The following is a 12,868-nucleotide window of genomic DNA, read 5'->3' as shown; positions in this document are numbered from 1 at the left end:
GGTGGAGACGCGCAAAGCGTGGGGGTTTCGAGACGCTGAACACTGTTCATAATTACGTATTGTTATAGATTTCAATTTTCATAGTGTTGACGATCTATAAAACCCTGCTAGAATCCGTCCACATTGGTAGCAGGGACCCAGCAGTTTAGTCGTTACCAAACCTCCGGTCCTTCGACGCTTCGCGTCACCGTTTGCCGAATCCTGCACGGCACCAACGGCCTTGAGTTTGTCCTCGCCAGCGCATTTCGCCGCTGGTTTTATAGCGTGAGAGCCACCGCGCGCATGCTGAACGAGCATGCCGCCGGGTTTTTTTTGCTCCGATGTGGCGCTCCGAACGGCGCGTTACCAGTTGTAACGGTACGTTACCGTATCCCGACGTCGCAGCCGCCCCAACCAAGGCGCGCGATGTCTTGGCTTTGCGACCCGGGCCCAATGCTCAGCTGTATCCGTCGCAAGGCCATGATCGATGGGAGATCTGAATGAATACTTGGTTATCGTGGCGTCCCGATGAGCGCCTGGCGCAAGCAGTACGCGCCATGCTGCGTCGCGGGACGCGTGTCAGTCACCACCTATTCAGCATCGTCGGCGGCTTTGCTGTACTTACTGCGCTCGCGCTGTGGCTGTTGCCCAACGTGCGCACCCCGCTCGCCGCGAAGCTGATGCCGGTCATTTCCGCGGCCGTCCAGGCCGGACCGGCGCGGCTGTTGAGCGGCCATCCGCTGCCCGCCTTTGGGCCGGCCAACGGCACCGACGAAACGCTGAGCTCGAACGGCCCCGCCGCCGACAACACCCGCTACGACGGCGCCTTCGACGGCACCGGCCAAAGCGGCCTCAACTATCAGGCTCCGAACAGCTTCGATATGCATACCCAGCCGCCGACCGTCGGCATGCTGGCTAACCTGATCCCGTCGCAGCGTGTCGCGCCCGATGCGCGCAACAATCACGCGTTTGCGTCGACGGCCGAACAGAATCTGGTCACGAACTACTTGGCGCGCCGCTATCGGGTCGCGCAAGAGCCTATCGGCGATCTCGTGAAGGCGGCATTCGAGACCGGCCGTGATGTCGGCCTCGATCCGCTTCTGCTGCTCGCGGTGATGGCGATCGAATCCGGTTTCAATCCGTATGCGGAAAGCGGCGTCGGCGCGCAAGGCCTGATGCAAGTGATGGCGAAGGTGCATTCGGACAAGTTCCAGTACTTCGGCGGCACGAGCGCTGCGCTCGAGCCGATGACGAACATCAAGGTCGGCGCATTGGTGCTGAAGGACTGCATCGCGCGCGGCGGTTCGCTGCTGGGCGGCTTGCGTCTGTACGTCGGCTCGACGTCGCAGGACGACGGCGGCTACGGAGCGAAGGTGATGGCCGAGCGCGACCGCCTGCGCGACGTGGCGCGCGGCCGCAAGGTGCCGATCAACGCACCGCAGGCGCCGCCGCAGCAGCAGGCGGCGGCCGCGACGAACAAGCGGGTGCAGGTGTCGCTCGACAACGCGCATGCGATCGCTGCGGCGAAGACGGCTGCGGCTTCGTCGCCAGCTGCGGATCAGGACGACGCGAGTGCGAACGCGTCGACGCCTAAGCACAACTCGGGGCCGGAGTTTGGGGCTTAAGTTGCAAGCGCATGGTTGAAAGAGAGAAGGGCACCCGAGGGTGCCCTTCTTCTTTTTTGGTGTCGACTCGAGTAGCCGCTGTGCAGGAAGTTCTTACGCGCGCCCAAACAGCTTGCGCAACCGCTCGACCGCTTCTTCGAGCCGCGCATACGCGGTCGCGTAGGAAAGTCGGATGTACTCATGCGGCGCGCTGGTGCCGAAATCCATGCCCGGCACGAGCACGACGCCGGCGTCGTGCAGCATCGCCTTCGTGAGCGCGCCGCTGTCGCCGGCGGCCGGATGCGCGACGCCTGTGCAATTCGCGTAGACGTAGAACGCGCCGTCGGGCGTGACCGGCACGCCGAAGCCGAGCGACTGGAGCGCCGGCACGATGTAGTCGCGGCGGCGCTTGAATTCGAGGCGCCGCGCTTCGTAGATCGCGAGCGTATCGGGCTCGAAGCACGCGAGCGCCGCATGCTGGGCCAGCGCCGACGCGCAGATGAACAGGTTCTGCGCAAGCTTTTCGAATGCGCCGATCATCGCGGGCGGCACGACGAGCCAGCCGAGACGCCAGCCGGTCATGTTGAAGTACTTCGAGAAGCTGTTGACGGTCACCACGTCGTCGCCGAACGACAGCGCCGACACCGGCCGCGCATCATAGCTGAGCCCTTGGTAGATCTCGTCGACGATCGTGAAGCCGCCGCGTGCGCGCACGGCCTCGACGATCTTCTTCAACTCGCCGGGTTCGATCGATGTGCCGGTCGGGTTCGACGGCGACGCGAGCAGCACGCCGCGAGTTTTCTCGTTCCAGCGGCTTTCCACGTCGGCGGCCGTCAACTGGAAGCGTTCCGCAGGCCCGCTCGGGACGAGCACGGCACGACCCTCGGTGGCGGCCACGAAGTGACGGTTGCACGGATAGGACGGATCGGGCATCAGCACTTCGTCGTCACGGTCGACCAGCGCCGCGCAGGCGAGCAAAAGTGCAGCCGACGCGCCCGCCGTCACGACGATGCGCGCAGGATCGATGCGCAGCCCATGCGTCTGCGCGTAGTGCGCCGCGATCGCTTCGCGCAAGGGCGCGATGCCGAGCGCCCCCGTGTACTGCGTGACGCCGCGCCTGAGCGCGCTGGCAGCAGCCTCGATCACGGGCTCGGGCGCCGTGAAATCGGGCTCGCCGATGCCCATGTGGATGATGTCGCGCCCCGCGATTTCGAGCTCCGCGGCTTCCTTCGCGAGCTCCATCACGTAGAAGGGCGCAATGGCGTCGACTCGGGCGGCGAGACGCACGAGGGGTTCGGACGCGTTGTTCATGCTGATTTCCAAATCCAAAAGCCGGCGGGAGAAGGGCGCCGCCGGCGGCGGCGAAACGCGGTCCGCCGGGTCGTGCCGAGTTTAGTTGCCGCGCCCCGACTGCGTTTCGGCGACGCGCAGCTTGGCGGCCAGCTTGTCGAGCACGCCGTTCACGTACTTGTAGCCGTCCGCGCCGCCGAAGGTCTTCGCCAGCTCGACAGCTTCGTTGATGACGACGCGATACGGAATGTCGAGATGATTCTTGAACTCGAATGCCGCGACGAGCAGCACCGCCCGCTCGACGGGCGAGAGCTGTTCGATCGGGCGGTCGAGGCAAGGCGCGAGATCGGCCGACAGCGCGGCCGAATCGCGGATCACGCCGTGCAGGATCGCATCGAGATGCGCCTTGTCGGCTTTGTCGAAACCCTGCGCGCCGCGCAACTGCGCGTCGATCTCATCCGAGTTCGCCCCCGACAAAAGCCACTGATACAGACCCTGCGTGGCGAGTTCGCGGGAACGTCGGCGAGCGCTCTTCATGCCTGTTCCTCTTCTTCGTCCTCGTCTTCATCTTCATCGTCGTCGCCGCCGAGCTGTTCCAGCGCGACCGCGAGGTTCGCCATCTCGACTGCCACGCGCGCGGCGTCGCGCCCCTTCTCGGTCATGCGGGCGACGGCTTGCTCGTCGGTGTCGGTCGTGAGCACCGCGTTCGCCACCGGAATGCCGAAGTCGAGACCGATGCGCGTGATGCCGGCGCCGCTCTCGTTCGACACGAGTTCGAAGTGATACGTCTCGCCGCGGATCACGGCGCCGAGCGCGATCAGCGCGTCGAACTGAGCGCTTTCGGCGAGCTTTTGCAGCGCGAGCGGAATTTCGAGCGCGCCCGGCACGGTGACGAGAAGCACGTCTTCGCCGGTCACGCCAAGCCGTTCGAGTTCTTCGATGCACGCATCGGCGAGGCCGTTGCACACCGGTTCGTTAAAGCGCGCTTGCACGATGCCGACGCGCAGGCCGTCGCCGTCGAGGTTCGGTTGATATTGTCCGATTTCCATAAAAGGTCCGTGGTTGTTGGTTGAGTGCGCGAGTGTGCGTTGAGAAATCGATCAGGCGTGCGAGCCCGATGACTCGGGCGCCGTGTCGCAGTTCTTGGCCTCGCTGCCCGGCATCGGGATGAAGCCTGTGACTTCGAGGCCATAGCCCGACATGCTGCCGAGACGGCGCGGGTTCGACAGCACCTGCATCTTGCCGACGTTAAGCTCGCGCAGGATTTGCGCGCCGATGCCGTAAGTCTTGAAGTCGACCGGACGGCGCTTGAGTTCGGCGGCCTTGTCTTTCTGATCGAACGCCTTGAACACGTCGATCAGATGTTCTTTCGAGTCGCCGCAATTGAGCATCACGATGACGCCCAGATCGCGCGCGGCGATCTCGCGCATCGCGGCGTCGAGCGTCCACGAGTGCGTCGACGCGCCGACTTCGAGCAAATCGAGCATCGACAGCGGCTCGTGCACCCGCACCGGCGTTTCGCGTTCCGGCGACGGCGTGCCGCGCACGAGCGCGAGGTGCGGCGAACCGCTCGGCTGGTCGAGATACATCACCGCGCGAAACGCGCCGTGCGCGGTCTGCATCGTGCGCTCGCAGACGCGCTCGACGATCGACTCGGTGCGGCTGCGGTAATGGATGAGATCGGCGATGGTGCCGACCTTGAGCCCGTGCTGTTTCGCGAATTCGAGCAAGTCGGGCAGGCGCGCCATCGTGCCGTCGTCCTTGATGATTTCGCAGATCACCGCGGCGGGCGTCAGGCCCGCGAGCGCCGTCAGATCGCAGCCGGCTTCGGTGTGGCCCGCGCGCACGAGCACGCCGCCCGGCTGCGCCATGATCGGGAACACGTGGCCCGGCTGCACGATGTGCTCGGCGCGCGCGTCGTGCGCGACGGCCGTGGCGATCGTGCGGGCGCGGTCGGCGGCGGAGATGCCGGTCGTCACGCCTTCGGCGGCCTCGATGCTGACCGTGAACGCGGTGCCGTATTGCGTGCCGTTCTTATAGGTCATGAGCGGCAGGTTCAACTGCTTGCAGCGCTCTTGCGTCAGCGTGAGGCAGATCAGGCCGCGGCCGTAGCGGGCCATGAAATTGATCGCATCCGGCGTGACGTAATCGGCGGCCAGAACGAGGTCGCCCTCGTTTTCGCGGTCTTCTTCGTCGACCAGGATCACCATCCGGCCGGCTTTCAGTTCGGCGATGATCTCGAGGGTGGAGGCGAGCGTCATTATCGGGAGGGGAGAGCGGGAAAGCGCGTATTTTACGCCACGCGGGGGCGGGCGTCGCTGGTTCTCTCGTGCGCCGCAAAGCGGTGTCGCTGATATTCAATCCGCTGAATATTGCGGTTTAAAAACAAAGTACTTATCAACTTATTTCATTTTGAATCGATCAAACGGCGGCACTGAGTCGGCATCTTTCAAAAGTCGAAACAATATGGAGGGCGTGAAATGATATCGATTCTCATTTGTTCAGCACAACCCTCGACGGTCGGCGCAAAGACGCCGCAAGCGCTGCGCGACATTCCGCAGACGGTCACGGTCATCAACGAGGCAGGGCTCGAATCGCAGGACGCGACCTCCGCCGTGCGCCTCAACGCGTTCGCGCAGGACATGGGTTCAGGCCGCGAATCGTGGCGGCGGTCTGCGCGGGCCTGATGTGAGCGCGTAGACGCTTATCGCACACGATTGCGCGCGACCTGCTTTCGACCGGGTGCCATCGCGACCCCAATTTTCTGGTTGACACGATAGATTACGTTTATCATCATCGACATCATCGTATTGATGATGTTGACCATTAAAAAGTCGGCGGTCGACATCGCGTTCTACTCCACCATAGGGACCACGTATGACGAAGCAGGCAATTACCACGGCGCTCATTACGGGCGCGTCTTCCGGAATCGGCGCGACCTACGCGGACCGTCTCGCGCGCCGCGGATACGACCTCGTGCTGGTCGCGCGCGATCGCAAGCGCATGGAAGCGCTCGCTGCGCGGCTGCGCGAAGAGACCGGCGTCGCGATCGACATCATCCAGGCGGACCTCACGGATGCGGCCGATCTGCGCCGCGTCGAAACGCGGCTCTCCGAAGACGAGCAGATCGGGCTGCTCGTCAACAACGCGGGCGCTTCGGCGGCGGGCGGGCTCGAAGGTACGAACGCCGACGTGCAGGACCGGCTGATTCGCCTCAACGTGACTGCAGTGACGCGTCTTGCGGCAGCGGTCGTGCCGCGTTTCGTGGCGAAGGGCGAAGGCTCGATCATCAACATCGCGTCCGTGATGGCGTTCATACCGGAAGCGCCGTCCGGCGTTTATTCGGCGACCAAGGCGTATGTGCTGACGTACTCGCAGTCGCTGCAAGAAGAACTCGGACCCAAAGGGCTGTACGTGCAAGCCGTGCTGCCCGCGGCGACCCGCACCGAGATCTTCGAGCGCTCGGGCATCGACATCAACACGTTTTCAGGCCTGATGGAGGTGGACGAGCTCGTCGACGCCGCGCTGGTCGGCTTCGACCGGCGCGAGCGCGTGACGATTCCGCCGCTGCACGACGCCAGCCAGTGGGACGCGTTCGAAACCGCGCGCCGTGCGATGCAGCCGAATTTCGCGCAGGAGCATGCGGCTCCGCGCTATCGCGGCTGACCTCGCTGTCGAATGTCGACAAGCGGCGCTTCAGCGCCGCTTGCGAGGCGCTGATATTCTTCGCGTTACCTTCTCTTCCCGGTGCTCAGTGCACATTCAGTCCGGCGAGGAGCGGTCAGAAAGCCGCTCGTCGCCGGATCATTCATATGGAAGCGTATGGACGCGAAACTCTCACACGATCTCGTCAATCTCGACGTCTTGCTCGCACGGACGCTCGAGCACGCGGTTGATGCATTGAACGACGTGGCGTTGCGGCCCGTCGCAATCGCGCCGCACGCGGCATCTTCAAGACCACTGCCCGAGCACGGCAGCGGCCTTGAAGGTGCGATCGCGGCGTTCGCCGCACGCTGGGCGCCGGGCTTCTCGGGCAGCGCGGGTCCCCGGTATCTCGGCTTCGTGACGGGCGGCGCAACGCCTGCCGCGATTGCGGGCGATTGGCTGACGAGCGTCTACGACCAAAACCCAACCGCCGGCATCGACAGTTCCGCGCCCGATCTCGAACGCGAAACGGTCGCGCAGTTGCGGCAGTTGTTCGGCTTCTCCGATGCGCAACGCGGCGTGCTGGTCAGCGGCGCGACGATGTCGAACTTCGTCGGGCTGGCGATCGCGCGCGAGTGGCTTGGAGAGCAGCGTGGCCTGAGCATCGCCGAAGAGGGCGTCGGAGCGCTGCCGCGGATTCACGTGCTGTCGGGCGCGCCGCATTCGAGCATCTACAAGGCGCTGTCGATGCTCGGGATCGGACGCAAAGCGGTGCAAAAGATCGCGACGCGGCCGGATCGCGAAGCCGTCGATCCGGCCGCTCTCGAAGCCGCGCTTGATCGACTGCAAGGCGAGCCGGTCATCGTGGTCGCGAATGCGGGCACTGTGAACACGGTCGATTTCGACGATCTCGCGGCCATCGCCGCGCTGAAGTCGCGCTATTCGTTCTGGCTCCATGTCGATGGGGCGTTCGGCGCGTTTGCGGCGCTGTCGCCGGAGCACGCGGCGCTGACCCAAGGCATCGACGAAGCGGATTCGATTTGCGTCGATCTGCACAAGTGGCTCAACGTGCCGTACGACGCCGCCGTGCAGTTCAGCCGAAGGCGCGATCTGCAAGTGCGCGTCTTTCAGAACAGCGCGGCCTATCTCGGCACGCCGGGCGACAACCCCGATTTCGTCCATCTGACGCCGGAAAACTCGCGCCGGCTGCGCGCGCTGGCAACGTGGTTTTCGCTGACCGCGTACGGGCGCGCGGGGCATGCCGAGATCGTCCAGCGCAACATCCGTCTCGCGCAGCAATTGGGCGAGCGGATTGCCGCGTTGCCCGGATTGAAATTGCTTGCGCCGACACGGCTCAACGTGGTCTGCTTCACGCTCGCCGGGAACCCGACCGAGGAACGCGTGAATGCGTTCATGCGGGCGGTGCGCGACCGCGGCGATGTGTTCATCACGAGCACGGTCTATGCGGGGACGTGGGCATTGCGCGCCGCATTCTCGAATTGGCGCACGAGCGAAAGCGACGTCGAGCGGATCGCCGCGTCGTTGGCGGCTACCTTGTCAGCGTGACGAGCGCGGGTCCGTTTTCGCGTGGCGCGTCGATGCTTATCGTCGCGCCTTCGCCGCAGACGGTGTCGAAGTCCCGATCTCCCACTACGACAAGCGGCACCGACAAGCCATACAACTCACCCGCGACGATCACGCCGATCGCAATGATCAGGTCGCGCTCGCGCAGGACGATGCCGGCGGGGCCGGTGCCGTTTCGAATCGCTTCGGCGAGCACGCTGCTGCTCGAACTCGATCCTTTCGCGTGCGGCATCACCATGATCGTGCGGGCGAGACTGCGGCCGAACGCCGGGTGAGTCTGTTCGACAATCAGGCCCCGGGCGGCGTCGTAGCCTCCCCAAAAACTCAGCGGCTCGGCAAGCAAGATCTTCGGCCCCGAAGCGCTTCCTGAAGCCAACGCCTCGGCGCGCACGATCACAGTCTGCTTGCCGTCGCGGTTCGCGCTTGCTCCGGTATCAAAGGACGGGTTCATCGAAGCGCACCTTTCCTTCGAATGCGGAGCGCACGCATTCTTCCATGCTGCCGTACGCCACCGACACGCCGATATTAGCGGGCGCGTAGTGCGCCCACTTCGCCGAGTTCGTCATGACGAGCCCGCTCATTCTCTTCATCACGGGCGTGATGTAAGTGCACGTATCGGCGACGATCTGCACGCCGCGCGCGGCAAGCTGATTCGCGATTCCCGATGCTTCCAGTTGCCACAGAATGAAGCGGCTGGTATTGACGTAGAAGTCGCACCGCGGCTCGCCCGGATACTGTGCAAACAGCGCGGCGAGCCGATCGAATTCGGCGACGGAGAAATGCGGTGTGCCGAGACTCACCGCGACGAGCGGATCGCCGGCTTGTGCTTGGTTCAACCGTCGACGCACGCACACGAGGTCTTCCAGCGAGACGTGCACGGTCTTGAGCGGTTGCTGTCCTTGCGTGGCGGCGTCGAGTGTAGGCGCTTCGGGGGTGATGCCCACCGCATGGAACAGCGCAACCGCACCGCTCGATGCAGCCGCGGCGCCGAGCGCTTTGAGTTCGTCCTCGGTGGTATCTGCGGGCAGGCCGACGACGGCGGCCACCGTGGCTCCCGCTTCCTTGCCCAGCAGCAGGCCGAGCGCAGCGAAGAACACGTCTCGGCCCGGCAGCGTGGCGAAATCGGGAACTGCGAACACGATGCGCGCCGCGCGATTCTCCTTCACATGCAAATCCGCGTACGGCGCGCGGCCGGTGATGGCTGCACTGAGATCGAGGAAATCGCCATAGCGGCTCGTGCGCGCGCCCAGCACCGAATTGGCAAACACGATCGCGTTGGATTCCGCCCAGGCGATTTGATCGCCCAGCTTCGGGCGGTGCTGCAACTGATAGGGCGCGCAGGTGAAGCTCGCCTCGCAGCCCAGTTCGATGTGGGCCTTCATCAAGCGCTCCGCGGCTTGGCGCACGCTCGCGGCGCCGTGGAAAAGCTCGGGGTGGATGAGATCGAGCGAGCCGACGTTCAACGTGGCCGGTATCGCGACGCGGGTCCCGCTTGCGACGAAGCGTTCGACGAAGTCCAGGCTCACGGGCCCGTGATACAGGCAGCCGTCGATATGGGCCGACGAGACGTCGATCAGGTTGGGCGCGTTCATCACGTTCCCGGTGCGCGCGACAATGCGCATCGCCAGCGCGACGCCGGCTCCGAACTCGCCGTGCAGCATGGCGCGGTCGCGTGCTTCGAGCATCAGCATGACGATTTCGTTTCCTGGGTGATCTTGATGCGGCAACGATAGCATCGGCCGCAAATGCGGCGCAAACGCGTCGATGCGGCTCGCGCTCGCGCCGGCTTGATCCTGGCCGGGTTCCGCCGTCCCGGAAAAAATCTTTGCATATATCTGCAAAGGCAGATATAGTAAAAATCAGAAACAGAGAGATCAGTTATGAGCCATTACAGCGAAGACAGTTTTTTTGCGTTCCACAGCGTCGACCACGCGCTGAGCAAAGCCCGCAACCTGCTCATTGCGGAAATGGAGGTCGCGCTCTCGGGCACAGGCGTCACCAGTTCGCAGGTCGGCGCGCTGCTCCTCCTATCGCGGGGCATAGCGCGCTCGCCGGCTGGACTATCCAAGCTGCTGGGAGCCGATCCGGGATTCGTCTCACGAGTGGTCGACCGTCTGGAAAGGCAGGGTCTCGTGCGCCGGGCTCGCAACAGCCTGGACCGGCGGGTGGTCAACCTGGCACTGACCGAAGCGGGGCGGGATGCCGCCACGCGGATCGCGGAGATTGCGCCGGCAGTGTTGAACCGGCGCTTGTCGGGCTTTACCTCGCTGGAATTCGCGACCTTGTTCCGTCTCCTCGGCAAGTTGCTGGATGGATGAGTCATTTTTTTTACCTAAATATCTGACTTATCAGAGAAATAGCGCCGGGTTCAGGACAGCCGGCCGCCCAACCCTTCAAAGGACGCAACATGAACCCGCCGAAACACGCGAGCGCTCCGGCACTATTGACTGGCTGGCAGTTCGCACTGGGCACGTTCGCCGTGGCCCTCGCGACCTTCATGAACGTGCTGGATTCGTCGATCGCCAACGTCGCGATCCCGACGCTGTCCGGCGACCTCGGCGTGTCGGTCGACGAAGGCACGTGGGTCATCACGCTGTTCTCCGCGGCCAACGCGGTCTCGATTCCGCTGACCGGCTGGCTCACGCAGCGGGTCGGGCAGGTCAAGCTCTTCGTGGCCGCGATCCTGCTGTTCGTGCTGTCGTCCGCGGCGTGCGGCTTCGCACCCAGCCTGCCCGTGCTGCTCGCGGCGCGTATCGTGCAGGGGGCGGTGGCCGGGCCGCTGGTGCCGCTGTCGCAGTCGCTCTTGCTCGCTTCGTTTCCGCGGGAAAAGAGCTCGAGCGCGCTGTCGCTGTGGGCGATGACCGCAACGGTCGGGCCGATCGCCGGGCCGGCCTTGGGCGGCTGGATCACCGACAACTACAGCTGGTCGTGGATCTTCTATATCAACGTACCCGTCGGCCTCTTCGCCGCTGCGGTGATCTGGGCGCTCTACCGCAAGAGCGAAACGCCGTCGCGCAAGCTGCCGGTCGACAAGGTCGGGCTCATCTCGCTCATCGTCTGGGTGGGCGCGCTGCAAATCATGCTGGACAAGGGCAAGGATCTCGCCTGGTTCGAGTCGCCCGTGATCTGGGTGCTCACGATCGTTGCGCTGATCGCTTTTGTGTTCTTCCTGATCTGGGAGCTGACCGAGGCCAAGCCGATCGTCGACCTGCGTCTGTTTACCGGACGAAACTTCCTGGGCGGCACCGTCGCGATATCAGTCGCGTACGCGGTCTTCTTCGCCAACCTCGTGATTCTGCCGACTTGGATTCAGGAGTTCCTGGGCTACCGGGCCGTCGATGCGGGGCTCGTGACGGCGCCGCTCGGCATCTTCGCCGTGCTCCTTGCGCCGGTGATGGGCAAGATCATGCCGAAATCGGACATGCGGGTGCTGGCGACACTCGCGTTCCTCGGCTTTGCGGGCGTGTTCCTGATGCGCTCGTGGTACACGACGGGCGTCGACCCCCACACGCTCGTGCTCCCGACGCTGCTGCAGGGCATCCCGATGGCGCTGTTCTTCACGCCGCTCACGGCGATCATCCTGTCGGGCTTGCCGCCCGAGAAGATCCCGGCGGCCGCGGGTCTGTCGAACTTCGTGCGGATCTTCGCCGGCGCGGCGGGCACGTCGCTCATCAGCAACATCTGGAACGACCGGACGATCCTGCACCATGCGCGGCTCGCCGAGCAGACCAGCGTGAACAATCCGGCCTATGTGCACGCGCTCGCCGGTATTCAGACGACGCTGAACGCGAGTCTCTTCAAAGCGCAGGCTTTTTTCGAAACGCAGTTGAACGCGCAGGCGTCGATGCTCGGCCTGAACGATGTGTTCTGGCTGTCGGCGGTAATCTTTGTCGTGATCATTCCCCTTATCTGGGTGACCAAGCCCGGCAAGGACGGAGCAGCGAACGCAGCGGGCGCGGGCGGTCACTGAGCGCAAGCAAGGGACGCGCCGCGCGAACGGGAAGCAATCGCAAAAATTATCTTGACAGAATCTGACGTTGCAGTTATTGTTCACGTCACGCACACCGAGGACGCGCCATGAAGCACTACACGACCGAAAATTTCTCGCTGACGCAAAGCGTCGGGTTCATGCTGACCAAGGCGCGCAACCTGATCGTTGCGGAAATGGATGCGGCGCTCAAGGAGCTCGACATCACCAGCCAGCAGATGGGCATTCTCCGCGCGATGCAGAGCGGCTTGGCCACCACGCCGTTCGAGCTCTCGAAGATGTTGTCCATCGACACCGGCCTGATGACTCGGATGCTCGACAAGCTGGAAGCGAAGGGGTTGCTGGAACGCTCGCGCAGCGTGGACGATCGCCGGGTGGTCAACCTGGTGTTGACGGAGAAGGGCGAAGAAGTCGCGGCCGAGATTCCGAAGATCGCGCCGGAAGTGCTGAACGCGCGGCTGAGGAAATTCACGAAGGCGGAGTTCGAAGAACTGGGCCGCCTGCTTAACAAGTTCATTGGAGAGTGAGCGCGGTGGCGCTCCCTTTTTTTACTCATTAATCTGACAGGTCAGAGAATGAAGGTGCAGATTATTAGACCCGGCAGCGGTATCCGTGCAGTGAAAGTGGGGCTGTCGGCGATCCTGGTGGCGGTGCTGTCGGCCTGCGTGAACTACGCGGGCATCCATAGCGACAAGCAGATGTCGCAGCCGCAGCAGTTCGCGACGGCGCAGAGCCTGCCTGCCGAAAGCGGCCACTGGCCGGCGCCCGACTGGGCCGA

General features: G+C 64.1%; 14 protein-coding genes and 1 pseudogene. 8 read left to right on the top strand and 7 right to left on the bottom strand.

Going from position 1 to position 12,868, the window contains the following annotated elements:
- Nucleotides 1-479: 479 nt before the first annotated feature.
- On the top strand, nucleotides 480-1,604 hold the full coding sequence (locus J3489_RS18040; protein WP_207000231.1) for a transglycosylase SLT domain-containing protein: 1,125 nt from the start codon (nucleotides 480-482) through the stop codon (nucleotides 1,602-1,604).
- A gap of 93 nt (nucleotides 1,605-1,697) precedes the next feature.
- On the opposite strand, the gene J3489_RS18035 is transcribed toward J3489_RS18040, so the two are convergent.
- The 4 genes from J3489_RS18035 to ribBA form a co-directional block, all read right to left on the bottom strand.
- On the bottom strand, nucleotides 1,698-2,894 hold the full coding sequence (locus tag J3489_RS18035) for a pyridoxal phosphate-dependent aminotransferase (protein ID WP_207000229.1): 1,197 nt from the start codon (nucleotides 2,892-2,894) through the stop codon (nucleotides 1,698-1,700).
- A gap of 81 nt (nucleotides 2,895-2,975) precedes the next feature.
- Nucleotides 2,976-3,410: a transcription antitermination factor NusB gene (gene nusB / locus J3489_RS18030; RefSeq protein WP_207000226.1), complete on the bottom strand. Its 435-nt coding sequence runs from the start codon at nucleotides 3,408-3,410 to the stop codon at nucleotides 2,976-2,978.
- The gene (gene ribH / locus J3489_RS18025) at nucleotides 3,407-3,922 is read right to left on the bottom strand and encodes a 6,7-dimethyl-8-ribityllumazine synthase (RefSeq protein ID WP_207000224.1); all 516 of its coding nucleotides are present in this window, start codon (nucleotides 3,920-3,922) and stop codon (nucleotides 3,407-3,409) included. Before ribH ends, nusB begins: the two co-directional genes overlap by 4 nt.
- A gap of 51 nt (nucleotides 3,923-3,973) precedes the next feature.
- Complete coding sequence (gene ribBA / locus J3489_RS18020; RefSeq protein WP_207000222.1) at nucleotides 3,974-5,134, bottom strand: bifunctional 3,4-dihydroxy-2-butanone-4-phosphate synthase/GTP cyclohydrolase II; 1,161 nt, start codon at nucleotides 5,132-5,134, stop codon at nucleotides 3,974-3,976.
- Between the two features lie 219 nt (nucleotides 5,135-5,353).
- Between ribBA and J3489_RS18015 the strand changes: the two genes are divergently transcribed.
- On the top strand, nucleotides 5,354-5,560 hold the full coding sequence (locus J3489_RS18015) for a hypothetical protein (protein WP_207000220.1): 207 nt from the start codon (nucleotides 5,354-5,356) through the stop codon (nucleotides 5,558-5,560).
- 17 nt (nucleotides 5,561-5,577) lie between these two features.
- Here the strand turns inward: J3489_RS18015 and J3489_RS18010 are convergent, their stop codons facing one another.
- Nucleotides 5,578-5,721 carry a hypothetical protein gene (locus J3489_RS18010; protein WP_207000217.1) on the bottom strand — a complete coding sequence of 48 codons (144 nt, stop codon included), beginning with the start codon at nucleotides 5,719-5,721 and terminating at the stop codon, nucleotides 5,578-5,580.
- A gap of 29 nt (nucleotides 5,722-5,750) precedes the next feature.
- Here J3489_RS18010 and J3489_RS18005 point away from each other — a divergent pair, with 29 nt between their 5' ends.
- Together J3489_RS18005 and J3489_RS18000 are read left to right on the top strand one after the other, a co-directional pair.
- Nucleotides 5,751-6,539: an SDR family NAD(P)-dependent oxidoreductase gene (locus J3489_RS18005; RefSeq protein ID WP_207000214.1), complete on the top strand. Its 789-nt coding sequence runs from the start codon at nucleotides 5,751-5,753 to the stop codon at nucleotides 6,537-6,539.
- A 156-nt stretch (nucleotides 6,540-6,695) separates the two neighbouring features.
- Entirely contained in the window at nucleotides 6,696-8,084 is a 1,389-nt protein-coding gene (locus J3489_RS18000; RefSeq protein ID WP_207000212.1) for a pyridoxal phosphate-dependent decarboxylase family protein, read from the top strand.
- Here J3489_RS18000 and J3489_RS17995 read toward each other — a convergent pair.
- Nucleotides 8,068-8,553, bottom strand: coding sequence for an aconitase X swivel domain-containing protein (locus J3489_RS17995; protein WP_207000210.1), 486 nt, complete (start codon nucleotides 8,551-8,553; stop codon nucleotides 8,068-8,070). The two genes, J3489_RS18000 and J3489_RS17995, sit on opposite strands and share 17 nt — an antisense overlap.
- Nucleotides 8,537-9,793, bottom strand: a complete 1,257-nt coding sequence (locus J3489_RS17990) for an aconitase X (RefSeq protein WP_207000208.1) — start codon at nucleotides 9,791-9,793, stop codon at nucleotides 8,537-8,539. Before J3489_RS17990 ends, J3489_RS17995 begins: the two co-directional genes overlap by 17 nt.
- 189 nt (nucleotides 9,794-9,982) lie before the next feature.
- On the opposite strand from J3489_RS17990, the gene J3489_RS17985 reads away from it, so the two are divergent.
- From J3489_RS17985 to J3489_RS17970, 4 genes and pseudogenes are all read left to right on the top strand, one after another.
- On the top strand, nucleotides 9,983-10,420 hold the full coding sequence (locus J3489_RS17985; protein ID WP_207000206.1) for a MarR family winged helix-turn-helix transcriptional regulator: 438 nt from the start codon (nucleotides 9,983-9,985) through the stop codon (nucleotides 10,418-10,420).
- Nucleotides 10,421-10,509: 89 nt separating this feature from the next.
- Nucleotides 10,510-12,072: a DHA2 family efflux MFS transporter permease subunit gene (locus tag J3489_RS17980; RefSeq protein ID WP_207000204.1), complete on the top strand. Its 1,563-nt coding sequence runs from the start codon at nucleotides 10,510-10,512 to the stop codon at nucleotides 12,070-12,072.
- A gap of 107 nt (nucleotides 12,073-12,179) precedes the next feature.
- Nucleotides 12,180-12,617, top strand: coding sequence for a MarR family winged helix-turn-helix transcriptional regulator (locus J3489_RS17975; protein WP_207000202.1), 438 nt, complete (start codon nucleotides 12,180-12,182; stop codon nucleotides 12,615-12,617).
- Nucleotides 12,618-12,665: 48 nt separating this feature from the next.
- Nucleotides 12,666-12,868, top strand: a pseudogene (locus tag J3489_RS17970) (efflux transporter outer membrane subunit); the annotation flags it as partial.

Origin of the sequence: Trinickia mobilis, from assembly GCF_017315705.1 — a bacterium.
Taxonomy (GTDB): Bacteria; Pseudomonadota; Gammaproteobacteria; order Burkholderiales; family Burkholderiaceae; genus Trinickia_A; species Trinickia_A mobilis.
Note: the sequence above shows the minus strand (reverse complement) of the source record. Positions and strands in the feature narration are given on the sequence as shown.

What these genes read in the sequence shown, in the direction of transcription:
- J3489_RS18015 (WP_207000220.1), top strand. Translation starts at nt 5,354, where the DNA reads ATGATATCGATTCTCATTTGTTCAGCACAACCCTCGACGGTCGGCGCA.
- ribH (WP_207000224.1), bottom strand. Translation starts at nt 3,922, where the DNA reads ATGGAAATCGGACAATATCAACCGAACCTCGACGGCGACGGCCTGCGC.
- J3489_RS18040 (WP_207000231.1), top strand. Translation starts at nt 480, where the DNA reads ATGAATACTTGGTTATCGTGGCGTCCCGATGAGCGCCTGGCGCAAGCA.
- ribBA (WP_207000222.1), bottom strand. Translation starts at nt 5,134, where the DNA reads ATGACGCTCGCCTCCACCCTCGAGATCATCGCCGAACTGAAAGCCGGC.
- J3489_RS17980 (WP_207000204.1), top strand. Translation starts at nt 10,510, where the DNA reads ATGAACCCGCCGAAACACGCGAGCGCTCCGGCACTATTGACTGGCTGG.
- J3489_RS17995 (WP_207000210.1), bottom strand. Translation starts at nt 8,553, where the DNA reads ATGAACCCGTCCTTTGATACCGGAGCAAGCGCGAACCGCGACGGCAAG.
- J3489_RS18010 (WP_207000217.1), bottom strand. Translation starts at nt 5,721, where the DNA reads ATGTCGACCGCCGACTTTTTAATGGTCAACATCATCAATACGATGATG.
- J3489_RS17985 (WP_207000206.1), top strand. Translation starts at nt 9,983, where the DNA reads ATGAGCCATTACAGCGAAGACAGTTTTTTTGCGTTCCACAGCGTCGAC.
- J3489_RS17990 (WP_207000208.1), bottom strand. Translation starts at nt 9,793, where the DNA reads ATGCTGATGCTCGAAGCACGCGACCGCGCCATGCTGCACGGCGAGTTC.
- nusB (WP_207000226.1), bottom strand. Translation starts at nt 3,410, where the DNA reads ATGAAGAGCGCTCGCCGACGTTCCCGCGAACTCGCCACGCAGGGTCTG.
- J3489_RS18005 (WP_207000214.1), top strand. Translation starts at nt 5,751, where the DNA reads ATGACGAAGCAGGCAATTACCACGGCGCTCATTACGGGCGCGTCTTCC.
- J3489_RS17975 (WP_207000202.1), top strand. Translation starts at nt 12,180, where the DNA reads ATGAAGCACTACACGACCGAAAATTTCTCGCTGACGCAAAGCGTCGGG.
- J3489_RS18035 (WP_207000229.1), bottom strand. Translation starts at nt 2,894, where the DNA reads ATGAACAACGCGTCCGAACCCCTCGTGCGTCTCGCCGCCCGAGTCGAC.
- J3489_RS18000 (WP_207000212.1), top strand. Translation starts at nt 6,696, where the DNA reads ATGGACGCGAAACTCTCACACGATCTCGTCAATCTCGACGTCTTGCTC.